Here is a 13,416-nt window from a genome sequence, read left to right as displayed (position 1 = left end):
GGATTCTCGATCAGAAACTGTCAGTGGCGGCTGATTGGATTGGCGTATGACGACGACCCGCACCGACCTCGACACCGCCCGACGGTCTTGGGTCTGGCGCGGGCTTCCCGGGCGGCAGCTGATCGGGCCGAGGCCGACCTGCTGTTGGCGGCGGTGACCTGGGCTGAGCAGAACCCGCCGGAGTCGAGCGCGTCGGCAGCGACCTGGCCCGGCAGCCAGGGTGAGCTGGCGTTGGCCGGTGAGGGTGCGCCGGTGGTGGCGGAGTTCTGCATCGCGGAGCTTGCGGCCGCGATCGGCTGTTCCACCGAGGCGGGGCGGGTGCTGATCGCCCATGCCCTCGAGCTGAAGTACCGTCTGCCGCGGACGCAGCGCCGCGTCGACCGTGCCGGTGAGACTGGTGGGTTGGCGCCGTGGAAGGCCCGGCGGATCGCAGAGGCCACCCTCGGCCTGAGCGCGGACGCGGCGGCGTTCGTGGACGCACAGGTCGCACCCTTCGCGCACCGCATCGGTCCGGCCCAGCTCGACCGGCTCGTCGCCGAGGCCATCGCCCGGTTCATGCCCGACCAGGCCCTCGAGGACGCGGTGCGGGCCGACGAACGCAGGCACGTGACCTTCCACCACCACCAGGTCTCTTTCGACGGCACCACCTTCGTGGAGGCCGAGCTCGACCTCGCCGACGCCCTAGACCTCGATGCCGCGATCAGCCGCGGCGCCGAACAGCTGCGGGTGGCCGGGTGCGCCGAGTCCCTCGACGTACGCCGCGCCATCGCCGCCGGCGACCTGGCCCGCCGCCAGCTCGCCCTCGACCTGACCGCAGAAGGGCAGGTCGAGCCATCGGGGCGGGCGCGAGGGCGGCGCTCGGCGCGACAGATCGTCCTCCACGTGCACCTCTCCGAAGCGGCCATCACCGGCATCAGTCCGGCACAGCCGCAGCTGGCGCGGGTGGAGAACCATCACCGCGGCGTCACCGCCGAGCAGGTCAAGCAGTGGTGCGCCACCCCCGATGCCCAAGTGATCGTGAAGCCGGTGATCGACCTCGACGAGCACCTCGGTTTCGAGGCCTACGAGGTCCCCGACCGGCTCCGCGAACAGACCGAGCTGCGCGACGCCAGGTGGAATCTAGGTAGTCACGCAACGCCGTGGTTGTTGGCGTCCTTGATCAGGATCTCATCTAGTACTTCCGCGGGAGTGCGGAAGCCGTGTCTTTTGCGTGGTCGTGAGTTGAGCTCGGCGGCGATGTTGTCGAGCATTCCGGGGCCGTAGAAGGAGAGATCGCTGCCTTTGGGCAGGTACTGACGCAGGAGACCGTTGGTGTTCTCGTTGCTCCCGCGTTGCCAGGGCGAGTGGGGGTCGCAGAAGTAGATGTCCAGGCCGGTTGCCTTGGATACCTCGCGGTGGTTGGTCATTTCTCGACCTTGATCCCAAGTCAGCGACCGGCGTAGGTGCTCCTCGAGGGTCAACATCTTGGAGACCAGTGCCTCTTGGACCGCGAGGGTGCCGTGCCCGTTCGGCAAGTGGAGCAACATCACGAACCCGGTTGTTCGCTCGACCAAAGTCCCCACTGAGGAATCGGAGACCTTCGACCCCATGATCAGGTCGCCTTCCCAATGTCCAGGGACAGCGCGGTCCTCGATCTCGGCCGGGCGCTCACTGATCATCACCATGTCCGGGATGCGAGTTCGTCGTTGGCCCGGAGTTCGTCGCGGCTTGCGCATCGAACGGCCCGTCCGCAGATAGGCGGTGAGCTCGCGATTGAGACCGCCGCGAGCCTGGACATAAAGCGATTGGTAGATCGTCTCGGCCGACACCCACATCTCCGGTTCGTCGGGGAAATCGAGCCTGAGTCTGCCAGCGATCTGCTCAGGACTCTCGTGGCGTTCAAGTCGGGCCTGGACCTCCCGGCGCAACCGCAGGCTCGTGGCCAGCTTCGCGTGTCGTGGACCCCGCCGTCCCCGATCGGCGTGCGTTTGCGCCATCGACGCCTTGTATCCCCGGACGCCGACGGCCCGCTTCAGCTCACGACTGATCGTCGCCGGATGCCGGCCGATCTCACGAGCGATCGCTCGCACGCCTAGACCTGCTGCCTGCAAACGCATGATCTCTTCGCGTTCCTCGAATCGCAGATAGCGCCGACCACCTGGCTCTGCGATTGCCACAGGGTTCACCCCGCCAGCCTTGACGAACTGCCTGCGTCCCCAGCTCCACGACGCGCCAGCCCTCACAGCCGCCTCGTCAACGCTCAGACCAGCTCGCATCGCCTGCCAGAACCGCCGCTCATGCTCACGCGGCAGATCGGGCTTGGTGAACTTCCTCATCGCAACTCCTCAAGTGAGGTGTTGCATCACTACCTAGAACTGGCCCCACCTGCGTCTTCCCCTGGTGCACCCGACCGGCCCGCGCCTGCGACTGCGACCACGTCGTCCCCTACGCCCAGGGCGGCACCACCTGCTCCTGCAACATCGCCCCTCTGTGCCGGCGACATCACCGCCTCAAGACCCACACGCCCTGGACCTACACCGTCCTCGACCCCGGCACCTACCTCTGGTCGAGCCCCCACGGCTACCAGTTCCTCCGCAACCACCACGGCACCCTCGACGTCAGTCGCGAACAGCCACCACGCGGCGGGGACGGGGCGGGGTGGTCAGACGGGGGGCGGCTGCACCCGCGCTGGGTGATGGATGGCAAAGGTCAAGGCCCAGGACGCCTCCATCGCTGACCCGTAGACGAGCGTGCTCTCGATCTCCAGGTGCACGAGTAGTTCGTGGGTGGCCTCGGCCGTGTCCTGGCAGTCGAAGCGCGGTTACCTCGGCGACTCCGTAAGCACAGCCAGCTCCGCTACCGGATCCTGATCTGCGCTCAGAGGTGCGGCAGCACGAGGTCGACAAGCAATCCGGGGTGGTCGGTGGTGTCACGCATGTCGACGATCGAGTGCGAGCGCACCGTGCCGCCCGGGCCGAGCACAACGTCCTGAAGAGCGCCGTCGTCAGCACGCCGGTAACCGCTCGGAAGGCATGACTGCGGGCCAGGTGAACCGCCAACGGCCAGGTTGAGATCAGCGCCAAGGACGACCGGGAGACCGCCGTCGCCGCGGCTGATCCTCGGCACCACCGAGCCCAGCAGATGCCGACACTGGGCCAGGGCGACCGTCGTGCTCGTGCTCGCCGTGTGTGTGGTGCAAGCGGTGAACTGCGCGGCCAGGTCGAGGCACGCCCAACCGCGTTCCTCCACGTCGTGACCATCCTGCATCGGGTAGAGGCCACCGTATCTGCGGACGCCATGTCCGGACGAGACCACCACCAGGACACCGTCACCGAACTGCTGCCCATTCTGGCAACGGACCGGCTCCCGGTTGGGACGGTCCCGCGCGGCGGTGAAGGCAGTCGCAACGGAGCCGGCGGGAAACGTAGTCGACAGCGCCTGTTCGAGCACCTTGACGTCCCCGCGACACACCTCGTTGACGCTGACCATGGTGGGCCGGTCGGCGTGGACCAGTGCCACTGCCATGCGGACGGCCCGCCCACCGGAGTAGCAGTCCGCGCGCCCGCTGTCGCAGAGGTTCATCTGCAGCACGCGCACCGTGGTCCCGGCCGGGTTGCCTTCCGGCGACCTCGAGCCGGCGTCGTTGCTCGACGCGCTGTCTGCAGCGCAGCCCCCAAGCCAACCGAGGCAGAGCACCAGTACTGACGCGACCGCAACACCCCTCCAGGTGCCACGGACCGGCCGAAGGCGCATACCGCCATCGAACCCGGCAGCCCCGCGTCACGCAAACGCCACGTATCCAGGTCCCTTGGCACCACGGGCGCGCCGCGCTCTTGACCCCCTCTGCTTGGCTCGACGAGTGATCACTCGGCTGGCGGTGTTGGGCGACTCGATCGCGTGGGGTCAGGGAGCCACCCGCGAGCGTGACCGGTTGCCGTCGCGTCTGGTCGACGGGCTGGCAGCGAGGGGTTACGAGGCGGAAGCAAGCGTGTTCGCGGTACCGGGGGCCACGAGCGCCGGCCTGGATGCACAGGTCAGCCGGGCACTGTCGTGGCGCCCGGACCTGGCGGTGGTGGTGATCGGCGCCAACGACCTCACCCACCTGATACCGGTCGACGTGGCCGCGAAGGCTCTGGGTGACGCCGTACGACGCCTCCGGGCCGCCGGCATCGAGGTCGTGGTCGCCCCGGCGCCCGATCTCAGTGCAGTGCCGCACGTCCCGGTCTTCCTGCGCGAGACCGTAAGAGCAGCAGGCGACCTCCTCCGAGAACATCAGGTCTCAGCAGTGCTGGCCGAGTGTGGGCGCATCGCGGACCCCGACCAGCGCGCCTCACGAGCCTTCGCCACCGACCCGTCGTTGTTCTCCAGCGACCGGTTCCACCCCTCCAGCGCGGGGTACGCCGTCATCGCCGACTCGTTGCTGCCGGCCCTCATCGAGGCGGTACAGACACGACCGGCGAAGCCTGGCGACTGACCCCGCTCATGGAATGCTGACCCTGTGCGAAAACTGATCTACGCGATGAACGCGAGCCTGGACGGCTACATCGCTGCGCCCGGCGACGACATCGGCTGGAGCTTTCCCAGCGTGGAGCTGCACCAGTGGTTCAACGACCGAGCCCGCGAGATCGGTCTCTCGCTGTACGGGCGCAAGCTGTGGGAGCTGATGAACGCGCACTGGCCGACGGCCGACCAGCAGCCGGATGCGGACCCCGTGGAGGTCGAGTTCGCCCGCATCTGGCAGAAGACGCCAAAGGTGGTGTTCTCCAGGACCCTCGAGGAGGTCAGCGGGAACGCGCGCCTGGTCACCGGCGACGCCGTGGCCGAGATCAGCCGGCTGAAGGCCGAGGACGGAGCCTCGATGGAGATCGGCGGTGCACACCTCGCAGGCGCGGCGATGCGCGCCGGCCTGATCGACGAGTACCAGGTGGTCACGCACCCGGTGCTGGTCGGCGGCGGTACGCCGTTCTTCAGCGCCTTGGACAGCTGGGTGAACCTGCGCCTCGTGGAGACCAAGACCTTCGGTGACGGAGTGACCATGTCCCACTACGAATCCCGGCACTGACACATCCCCACGAGTACGACGCTGGTGATGGCGCCGATGCCGGAAGACTGTCACCGGCAACGGTGATGATGGGGTGATGACGAACTATTCCGGTACGAAGGAGTTCGAGGGCGCGACCTTCGTCAAGACGAGCTTCAAGGGCGCCACCATGCGGTTCTCCGATGTCAGCGGTGTGACGATGCGCAGCGTCGATGTGGGCGGGCTCGACATCGACAGCCACGACCTGTTCTTCGGCAGCCTCCTGGTCAACGGGGTCGACGTGGTGCCGCTCGTGGATGCCGAGCTTGACCGTCAGTTCCCGGGGCGCGAGCTGCAGAAGGCACAGACGCCAGAGGGCCTCCGCGACGGGTGGGTCGCGGTGCAGTCGGCGTGGCAGACGACGGTGGCGGAGACGCCGCCTGAGCTGGTGGACGCCCACGTCGAGGGCGAGTGGTCCCTGGCCCAGACCCTGCGGCACCTCGTCCTGGCGACCGACGCCTGGCTCCGTGGCGGGATCCTGGGGGTGGAGCAGCCGTTCCACGAGCTCGGCCAGATCTTCACCGGTGCCGCGGAGATGGGCTTCGACATGTCGATCTTCCGCGTGGATCCTCCGACCTACGAGGAGATCCTCGCGGTGCGCGCCGAGCGACAGGGGATGGTGACCGAGTTCCTGGCCACGGCCACGCCGGAGCTGCTCGCCGAGGAACGCAAGGACCCGTGGGGCGGCGGTGACTGGCATCCCACTGTGGGTGACTGCATTCGCGTCATCCTCGAGGAGGAGTGGGCCCACCTGCGCTACATCCGACGGGATCTTGCTCACCTCGGTTGAGCCGGTTCGCGGTGCAGCGCCACACCGCCGATGACCAGCAGGACCCCGACTGACTCGGCAAGCGTCGGAATCTGGGCCAGTACGACGATGCCGATGACGGTCGCCGTTGCCGGCAGCAGCGCCACCATGAGCGCGTACGTCGACCGCGCCAGTCGCTTCATGGCGAGCTGGTCACAGACGTAGGGAACCACCGACGAGCACACACCCACGCCGATGGCTGCCGCGAGCAGCGCCGGGTCGGCCATGGCAGGTCTGGCCTCCCAGAGCCCGAAAGGAAGGGCCACGGCGGCAGCGATCAGCATCGACAGGGCCAGACCGTCGATACCGGTGAGCGCCTCGTCCCTCGCGACCCGATGCCCGAGGGTGATGTAGGCAGCGAACAGCAGTGCGTTGGCGCCCGCAAAGGTCAGGCCCCACGGCTCGCCTGCCAGCCGTACGTCGGTCAACAGGTACACCCCGACGACGGCCAGCACGAGGGCAGCGATGTTGCGTCGGGACCGCGCGGCCAGTGCGGCGAGGACGATGACCGGGAGGAACTCGATCGCAGCGACGGTGCCCAGCGGGAGTGCGTCGATGGCCAGGTAGAAGCAGATGTTCATGACGGCAAGCACTCCTCCCCACCCCAGGAGCGTGCGTCTGGTCGCCTCGCCCAGCGCCGACCACGCTCGCCACGGCCGTCGCCAGATGGCGAAGATGACCGCCGCCGAGGCGATGCGCAGCCAGGCCACGCCCATCGGCTCGATGTGCACGAAGAGCAGCACCGCGAACGCCGGACCCAGGTAGTGAAAGACGGCGCTGACCACGAAGTAGGCGTGCGGAGGAACGCGCTCCTGGATCGCGTCGATGGGTGGGAGCGGAGATCTCGGCGATGTGGAGGACACCGCCTTAGTATCTGAGACAATGACCCGCGACTGAATGGCCAAACAGAGGTTCAGGAGGCGCTGTGGCGGCAGGATCGAAGGCGAAGGAGGGCAATCCTTTGCCGAACGAAAATTCGGGTATCGATGCCACCAACCGACGAGTTCTCGCCGAGCTGGCGGAGAACCCTCGGCTCTCCACGGCCGACCTCGCGCGGCGGATCGGCATGTCGTCCCCGTCGGTGCGGGAGCGCGTCAGGCGTCTCGAGGAGAGCGGTGTGATCCGCGGCTACCGCCTCGACATCGACCCCGCAGCCATGGGTGTTCCCATCGCCGCGTGGGTTCGAGTGCGTCCAGGTCCGGGGCAGCTGCCCAAGGTCGCCGAGCTGGCGCAACGCACGCCCCAGGTCTCCCAGTGCTACCGGATCTCTGGCGAGGACTGCTTCCTGATGCTGATCCACGTCCCCACGATCGAGGGGCTCGAGTCCATCCTCGACCAGTTCCTCATGCATGGTCAGACCACCAGCTCCTTCGTGGTCGCGACGCCCGTCCCTCCCCGCCCGATCCTGGACCCCGGCGTCCGGGGCGAGTGAGGTTCAGCGGCCCTTCCACACGGGAGGGCGCTTCTCGGCAAAGGCGCGGAAGCCCTCCATGTTGTCCTCGGAGCCGTAGAGGACGTCGACGGTCGGCAGCCGGCGCTGGGTGATCAGGTTCATCGCGTCCTGGAACGGCAGACCCTCCGCGGCGCGGGCGGTCTCCTTGATCGCCGCGAACACCAGCGGCGGCCCGGACTCGAGCAGCCGCGCCACCTCCCAGACCCGGGCCATCAGGGCGTCGTGGTCGGGCAGCACCTCGTTGACCACGCCCCACCGGTGCGCCTCCTCGGCCGACATCCAGCGTCCGGTCAGCAGCAGCTCCATCGCCACGTGGTACGGCATCCGCTTGGGCAGCTTGACCGTCGCCGCGTCGGCGAGGGTGCCGGCGTTGATCTCCGGCAGGCCGAAGCGCACGGTCTCGGTGGCGTAGATCAGGTCGCAGGACAGGGCGATCTCGAAGCCGCCGCCGACGGCCATGCCGTGCACGGCCGCGATCACCGGCTTGTTCAGGTCGGGCAGCTCCTGCAGGCCGCCGAACCCGCCGGCGCCGTAGTCGCCGTCGACGGCGTCGCCAGTGGCGGCAGCCTTCAGGTCGAACCCGGCGCTGAAGAACTTCTCACCAGCGGTCTGGAGCACGGCGACCCGCAGCTCGGGGTCGTCGCGGAAGCCGGCGAACACCTCGCCCATGATGCGGCTGGTGGCCAGGTCGATGGCGTTGGCCTTGGGGCGGTCGAGGGTGACCTCGAGGATGCCGCCCTCGCGCCGGGTGCGTACGACGTCGGACATCAGGACCCCAACGGACGGAGCAGTCCGCGCGAGATGATGTGCCGCTGGATCTCGGAGGTGCCGTCCCAGATGCGCTCGATGCGGGCGTCTCGCCAGATCCGCTCGAGGGGCAGCTCGTCCATCAGGCCCATGCCGCCGTGGATCTGGATGGCCTCGTCGGCCACCATCGCGAGCATCTCGGACGCCTTCAGCTTCGCCATCGCGATGTCGGAGTCGGTCGCGGTGCCCTCGTCGTACTTCCAGGCCGCCCACAGCGTCACCAGCTCGGCCGCCCGCAGCTCCAGCGCCATGTCGGCCAGCTTGAAGGAGATCCCCTGGAAGCGACCGATCTTCTGGCCGAACTGCTCCCGCTCCGCGGCATGGCGTACGGCGAGCTCCAGTGCCCGCTCGGCCCGACCCAGACACGTGGCCGCCACCTGGAGACGGGTGCTGCCCAGCCAGGTGCCGGCGAGGTCGAAGCCCTTGCCCTCCTCGCCGAGGAGCGCGTCCTCCGGCACCCAGCAGTCGAAGTCGATGATCGAGTTGGTGTAGCCGCGGTGGGAGACGTTGCGATAACCGTCGTGCAGCTCGACGCCGGGGGTGTCGAAGTCGACCAGGAACGTGGAGATCGCCTTGCCGTCCGTCGAGTCGTCGGTCCGCGCGTACATGATCACGAAGTCGGCCTCGTCGGCGTGGCTGATGAAGTGCTTGCTGCCCCTGATCCGCCAACCGCTCTGTCCGTCGTTGTCCTCGCGGGTGGCCCTGGTGCGCATGCCACGCAGGTCCGACCCGGCGCCGGGTTCGGTCATCGCCATGCAGTCGACCCGCTCACCCCGGACGCATGGGTAGAGGTAGCGCTCCTTCTGGGCCTCGGTGCCGCCGAGCAGGATGTTGGACGGTCGCCCGACGGTGTACTGCAGCGCGTAGTTGGCCTTGCCGAGCTCCTTCTCGTAGAGCACCCACGTCACGGTGTCGAGCCCGGCGCCGCCGGCTTCCTCCGGCATGTTCGCGGCGTAGAGGCCGGCCTTGAGGGCCTTCTGGGCGATCTCGTCACGCAGCTCCGGACGCAGGACGCCGGTGCGCTCGACCTCCTCCTCGTGGGGGTAGAGCTCCTTCTCGACGAACGCCCTCGTCGTCGCCACCACCGCACGCTGCTCGTCGGTCAGCCCGAAGTCCATCAAGACACCTCTCCCGTCAACGCTGCCTGTTTCAATACTGCTCGGGCTGCCGCCCGACCGGTGCGGACGGCGCCTTCCATGTACCCCGCGACCCACTGGTCGGAGCCGCACACGTAGAACGGCGGCTCGTGGGTGCCGTGCAACGGTCCCACCCCCTCCACGTCGCCGGGTCGCCAGTTCGTGACGTAGCCCTGGGTCCACGGATCGGTGCCCCAGAGACGGGTCCAGGTCTGCATCGGGGTGAGTGCCCGGTCGCCGTACAGACCGGCAAGCTGCTCGAGCGCTTCGCGGTGGCGGGTGTCCGGGTCACTCGCGACGAAGGCGGCGTACCGTTCCGGCGGCACGAGCGCGGAGAGCACGCCCTCCTGCTGCGGCCAGGTCGAGCCGATCACGCCCTCGCTCTCCGACAGCGCGTTCTGGCCGTTGTCCCGCCAGAACGGGCGGTCGTACGCCGCGACGAACTTGGCCGCCCAGGCATGCCGCTGGCGACGCAGCGAGGTCAGCCGCTCGTCGCTGACCCCGATGATCTCCATGTCCCGTGCAGGTCCACACGGTACGGCGAGCACGACGGCGTCGGCGCGGATCTCTTCACCCGCGCGCGTCGTCACGGCGCAACCGGTGGACGCGATGGCGATCCGGGAGACCGGCGACGCGAGGCGTACGTCGGACAACCCGGCCGCCATCGTCAGGGCAACGGTGGCCGAACCTTCGGCCACCCGCTGGTTCTCCCACTCGGCGACGTCGTAGGCAGCGGTGCCGCCGCCGACGGCCTGCTTGCGCGCGTAGGCAAAGGTGCTCTGGCGCTCGATCGACCCGTCGGAGAGGCTCAGGTGCACCAGGTCGAAGGCGCGCAGCACGGCAGCGGTCGCGCCGGCCTCGCGCAGGAAGTCGCCGAAGCTGAGCTGGTCGAGCCGGTGCAGGTCGGGGTGGCCGAACGGGTCGGTCGGCTCGATGCTCGCGACGACCTTCTCCAGCGCCGCCTCGACGCTCTCGTAGGAGGCGATGTCGGAATCGGTGAACCACGACGGCCAGGTGCCGACGTCGACTGACTCGGGCACCTGGCGGGTGATCTCACCCGGCTCGGCGACGTACGACGGCACCAGGGTGAGACCGAGCTCGGCCACCAGCCCGAGGTAGGAGGTGTGCGCGTTGCCCACGACCTCGCCGCCGAGCTGGACGCGGCGTCCGTCGGGCAGCTCGACCTGCTCGACCCGGCCGCCGACCCGGTCGCGTGCCTCGAGCACCGTCACGGTCGCTCCGCCGGCGGCCAGGTCGCGGGCGGCAGACAGCCCGGCGAGCCCGGCACCGACGACGATCACATCCGACTTCATCGGAGCAGGACCGTGTGCTCGGGAAGCCAGCCGATCTGCACGCGTGATCCGGGCGTCCAGCGGTCGCCCGTGCTCATCCGGGGCAGGTTCTGCTCGAGCACGGTCAGGGTGACGTCGGGGGCGACGTCGACGAGGTACTGCGTGGTGGCGCCGTGGTAGGTCGACGCGACCACGGTGCCGGGCACCTGCACCATGGCCGGCGTGAGCTCACTGAGCCAGATCTTCTCCGGACGGATCGCGACGCTGACCTGCTCGCCACCGGTCAGGCCGTGGCCGGCCAGCAGGGGGACGCGGAGCTCGGGACACACCTGGACGACACCGTCGCCGTAGGTGCCCGGCATCAGGTTGCTGGTGCCGATGAACCCTGCGGCGAACACCGAGGTCGGGTTCTCGTAGATGTGCTCGGGAGTGCCGCACTGCTCGATGACACCGCCGTTCATGATCGCGATGCGGTCGCTCATGCTGAGCGCCTCGTCCTGGTCGTGGGTCACGAACAGGAAGGTGATCCCGACCTCGCGCTGGATCGACTTCAGCTCCAGCTGCATCGCGCGGCGGAGCTTGAGGTCGAGCGCCGCTAGCGGCTCGTCGAGCAGCAGCACCTGCGGTCGGTTGATGAGGGCCCGGGCGAGGGCGACGCGCTGCCGCTGACCGCCGGAGAGCTGCGCTGGACGGTCGTCGGCCCGGTCGGCGAGCTGCACGAGCTCGAGGGCCTCGCCGACGCGCTGGTCGATGGTGCGACGGTCGATGCCCTTGCGACGCAGGCCGAACCCGACGTTGCGGCGTACGTCGAGGTGCTCGAAGAGCGCGTAGCTCTGGAAGACGGTGTTGACGTCACGCTTCTGGGGCGGGGTGGAGGTCACGTCCTCTCCGCCGACCATGACCGTGCCGGAGGTTGGGTCGGTGAAGCCGGCGATCATCCGCAGCGTGGTCGTCTTGCCGCAGCCCGAGGGGCCGAGCAGGGAGAAGAACTCGCCGCTGGCGATGTCGAGGTCGAGGTCGTCGACCACGGTCTCCTTCCCGAACACCTTGGTCAGTGCGCGGAGCGACACCGCGGGTGACTCGGCCGTGGCCGGGTCGTGGGTGAGCTGGGTGTCGGTGGTCGTCATGGGCGTTCGCCTCCGGCGATGAGGTCCAGGGTGGAGGTCTTGCGGTGGAACAGGCGCGGCACCAGCAGCGCGAGCACGATCAGCAGGGCGGAGAAGGCCAGCATCAGGGTGCCGACCGCGTTGATGGCCGGGGAGACGCCGAACCGGATGGAGGAGTAGATCCGCACCGGCAGTGGCTGGGGGTCGACGCCGGTGGTGAAGAAGGCCAGCACGAAGTCGTCGAAGACCAGCGCGAAGACGAGGAGTCCTGATCCCAGTAGGGCCGGCACCAGGGTGGGCAGGATGACCTGCCGCACGGCCTGCCAAGGCGTGCAGCCGAGGTCGCGTGCCGCCTCCTCGACCTCGGGCGACATCGAGGCCAACCGTCCGCGGACGATCACGGTCACGTAGGCAATGGAGAAGGTGATCTCGGCCAGCGTGACGGTCACCAGCGAGAGCTTCATGCCGAGCCCCGTGAAGAACAGCAACGCAGCGACGCCGGTGACGATCTCGGGGGTGACGAGCGGCAGCAGGGTCACCGCGCCGATGGCCCGACCGCTCCGCGACCGGATGCGCTCCAGCCCGAGGGCGAGCATGGTGCCGAGGATGAGGGACCCGGCCGCCGCGACCGCAGCGATACCCAGGCTGGCAGTGAGCGAGGTGATCAGCGAGCTGTCGTGGAAGAAGTCGACGTACCAACGGGTGCTGAAGCCCTGGAAGGTGGCCAGCGACTTCACGCTGTTGAAGCTGAACAGCACCACGGCGACGATCGGCAGGTAGAGCCAGGCGAAGAACACGACCGTGACCGTGACGGCGAAGGCCGGTCGCCGTTCGAGCCGGCGGCTCATGCTTGTTCCCGGTTGCGGGTCGTGGTCGCACGCAGGTAGATCACCATCAGCACGGTCAGCCCGATCATCATCGCGACGGTCATGGCGGACCCGAGCGGCCAGTTCTGGCCCTCCAGGAACTGCTGCTGGATCAGGTTGCCGATCATGTAGGTCTTCGGGCCACCGAGCAGCTGGGCACTCACGAAGTCGCCGAGCGCCGGGAGGAAGACGAGCAGCATCCCGCCGAACAGTCCGGCGCGCGTGGCCGGCAGCGTGACGGAGAAGAACGTGCGGAGCGGACCGTGGTAGAGATCCTTGCCGGCCTCGATGAGGGAGAGGTCCATGCGCTCGAGCGAGGCGTACACCGGCAGGATCATGAACACGACGTAGCCGTAGACCAGGCCGCCGATCACGGCGTACGGCGTGTTCAGGAACTGCACGCCGCCGAGGCCGGCCTTGCGCAGCGCACTGTTGACGACACCGTCGTCGGAGAGGAGCGCCGACCAGGCGTACATCCGGATCAGGTAGCTGGCGAAGAACGGCACCACGATCGCCGCGATCAGCACGCTCTTGAACCGGCCGCCGTGCAGCGCGATCGCGTAGGCGACCGGGAAGGCGATCAGCGCGCAGATGAGCGTGGTCACCACGGCATAGGTCAGCGAGCGGAGGAAGAGCCGCAGGTAGACCTCGTTCCACAGCGCGTCGTAGTTGGTCAACCGGGTGCCGAAGACCGGGCGGCCGTCGCGCTGGGTGCGGCCGAAGGAGAGCAGCACCACGATGACCATGCTGGAGACGAAGAACCCGACGATCCAGGCCGTCGGCAGGGCCAGCAAGGTGCCCCACAGCTTGGTGCGCTGGACGGACGTGCGGCGTCCGGCCGGTGGTGTCGCCGGGGCGCTGGGGCGGGTGACCTCCCGGGTGGCCACGG

General features: G+C 68.5%; 13 protein-coding genes and 2 pseudogenes. 6 read left to right on the top strand and 9 right to left on the bottom strand.

Going from position 1 to position 13,416, the window contains the following annotated elements; genetic code table 11:
• Window positions 1-153: 153 nt before the first annotated feature.
• Window positions 154-1,095, top strand: a pseudogene (locus H976_RS30540) (DUF222 domain-containing protein); the annotation flags it as partial.
• A gap of 32 nt (window positions 1,096-1,127) precedes the next feature.
• Here H976_RS30540 and H976_RS29370 read toward each other — a convergent pair.
• Window positions 1,128-2,165: an IS30 family transposase gene (locus tag H976_RS29370; RefSeq protein ID WP_155917966.1), complete on the bottom strand. Its 1,038-nt coding sequence runs from the start codon at window positions 2,163-2,165 to the stop codon at window positions 1,128-1,130.
• 227 nt (window positions 2,166-2,392) lie between these two features.
• Here H976_RS29370 and H976_RS31070 point away from each other — a divergent pair.
• Window positions 2,393-2,716 (top strand): annotated as a pseudogene (locus H976_RS31070) (HNH endonuclease); the annotation flags it as partial.
• Window positions 2,717-2,856: 140 nt separating this feature from the next.
• On the opposite strand, the gene H976_RS24225 reads toward H976_RS31070, so the two are convergent.
• Window positions 2,857-3,570 (bottom strand): endonuclease/exonuclease/phosphatase family protein, encoded by a 714-nt coding sequence (locus H976_RS24225; RefSeq protein WP_155917924.1) that lies wholly within the window; start codon window positions 3,568-3,570, stop codon window positions 2,857-2,859.
• 268 nt (window positions 3,571-3,838) lie between these two features.
• Here H976_RS24225 and H976_RS0102700 point away from each other — a divergent pair, with 268 nt between their 5' ends.
• The 3 genes from H976_RS0102700 to H976_RS0102690 all read left to right on the top strand — a co-directional run bounded on the left by H976_RS0102700 (window position 3,839) and on the right by H976_RS0102690 (window position 5,849).
• Complete coding sequence (locus tag H976_RS0102700; RefSeq protein WP_155917922.1) at window positions 3,839-4,453, top strand: SGNH/GDSL hydrolase family protein; 615 nt, start codon at window positions 3,839-3,841, stop codon at window positions 4,451-4,453.
• Window positions 4,454-4,477: 24 nt separating this feature from the next.
• Window positions 4,478-5,041 (top strand): dihydrofolate reductase family protein, encoded by a 564-nt coding sequence (locus tag H976_RS0102695; RefSeq protein ID WP_027860272.1) that lies wholly within the window; start codon window positions 4,478-4,480, stop codon window positions 5,039-5,041.
• Between the two features lie 76 nt (window positions 5,042-5,117).
• Window positions 5,118-5,849: a DinB family protein gene (locus H976_RS0102690; RefSeq protein WP_027860271.1), complete on the top strand. Its 732-nt coding sequence runs from the start codon at window positions 5,118-5,120 to the stop codon at window positions 5,847-5,849.
• Here the strand turns inward: H976_RS0102690 and H976_RS0102685 are convergent.
• Entirely contained in the window at window positions 5,837-6,730 is an 894-nt protein-coding gene (locus H976_RS0102685) for a DMT family transporter (protein WP_051276082.1), read from the bottom strand. The two genes, H976_RS0102690 and H976_RS0102685, sit on opposite strands and share 13 nt — an antisense overlap.
• Window positions 6,731-6,828: 98 nt before the next feature.
• On the opposite strand from H976_RS0102685, the gene H976_RS0102680 reads away from it, so the two are divergent.
• A complete protein-coding gene (locus tag H976_RS0102680) occupies window positions 6,829-7,299 on the top strand; it encodes an Lrp/AsnC family transcriptional regulator (RefSeq protein ID WP_027860269.1) in 471 nt (156 codons plus the stop codon).
• 3 nt (window positions 7,300-7,302) lie between these two features.
• Here H976_RS0102680 and H976_RS0102675 read toward each other — a convergent pair whose 3' ends face one another.
• From H976_RS0102675 to H976_RS0102650, 6 genes are read right to left on the bottom strand one after another with little or no spacing between them, the layout of a single operon-like run.
• Complete coding sequence (locus H976_RS0102675; RefSeq protein ID WP_027860268.1) at window positions 7,303-8,088, bottom strand: carnitinyl-CoA dehydratase; 786 nt, start codon at window positions 8,086-8,088, stop codon at window positions 7,303-7,305.
• The gene (locus tag H976_RS0102670; protein ID WP_027860267.1) at window positions 8,088-9,245 is read right to left on the bottom strand and encodes an acyl-CoA dehydrogenase family protein; all 1,158 of its coding nucleotides are present in this window, start codon (window positions 9,243-9,245) and stop codon (window positions 8,088-8,090) included. Before H976_RS0102670 ends, H976_RS0102675 begins: the two co-directional genes overlap by 1 nt.
• Window positions 9,245-10,576, bottom strand: a complete 1,332-nt coding sequence (locus tag H976_RS0102665; RefSeq protein WP_027860266.1) for an NAD(P)/FAD-dependent oxidoreductase — start codon at window positions 10,574-10,576, stop codon at window positions 9,245-9,247. Before H976_RS0102665 ends, H976_RS0102670 begins: the two co-directional genes overlap by 1 nt.
• On the bottom strand, window positions 10,573-11,682 hold the full coding sequence (locus H976_RS0102660; RefSeq protein ID WP_027860265.1) for an ABC transporter ATP-binding protein: 1,110 nt from the start codon (window positions 11,680-11,682) through the stop codon (window positions 10,573-10,575). The genes H976_RS0102665 and H976_RS0102660 overlap by 4 nt, the downstream gene beginning before the upstream one ends.
• A complete protein-coding gene (locus tag H976_RS24220) occupies window positions 11,679-12,509 on the bottom strand; it encodes an ABC transporter permease (RefSeq protein WP_036224426.1) in 831 nt (276 codons plus the stop codon). Before H976_RS24220 ends, H976_RS0102660 begins: the two co-directional genes overlap by 4 nt.
• Entirely contained in the window at window positions 12,506-13,414 is a 909-nt protein-coding gene (locus tag H976_RS0102650; protein WP_027860264.1) for an ABC transporter permease, read from the bottom strand. The genes H976_RS24220 and H976_RS0102650 overlap by 4 nt, the downstream gene beginning before the upstream one ends.
• Window positions 13,415-13,416 lie beyond the last annotated feature (2 nt).

Source organism: Marmoricola sp. URHB0036 (genome assembly GCF_000426045.1).
In the GTDB taxonomy this organism is placed as follows: domain Bacteria; phylum Actinomycetota; class Actinomycetes; order Propionibacteriales; family Nocardioidaceae; genus Marmoricola.
Note: the sequence above shows the minus strand (reverse complement) of the source record. Positions and strands in the feature narration are given on the sequence as shown.

What these genes read in the sequence shown, in the direction of transcription:
- H976_RS0102690 (WP_027860271.1), top strand. Translation starts at nt 5,118, where the DNA reads ATGACGAACTATTCCGGTACGAAGGAGTTCGAGGGCGCGACCTTCGTC.
- H976_RS0102675 (WP_027860268.1), bottom strand. Translation starts at nt 8,088, where the DNA reads ATGTCCGACGTCGTACGCACCCGGCGCGAGGGCGGCATCCTCGAGGTC.
- H976_RS0102670 (WP_027860267.1), bottom strand. Translation starts at nt 9,245, where the DNA reads ATGGACTTCGGGCTGACCGACGAGCAGCGTGCGGTGGTGGCGACGACG.
- H976_RS0102665 (WP_027860266.1), bottom strand. Translation starts at nt 10,576, where the DNA reads ATGAAGTCGGATGTGATCGTCGTCGGTGCCGGGCTCGCCGGGCTGTCT.
- H976_RS0102660 (WP_027860265.1), bottom strand. Translation starts at nt 11,682, where the DNA reads ATGACGACCACCGACACCCAGCTCACCCACGACCCGGCCACGGCCGAG.
- H976_RS24220 (WP_036224426.1), bottom strand. Translation starts at nt 12,509, where the DNA reads ATGAGCCGCCGGCTCGAACGGCGACCGGCCTTCGCCGTCACGGTCACG.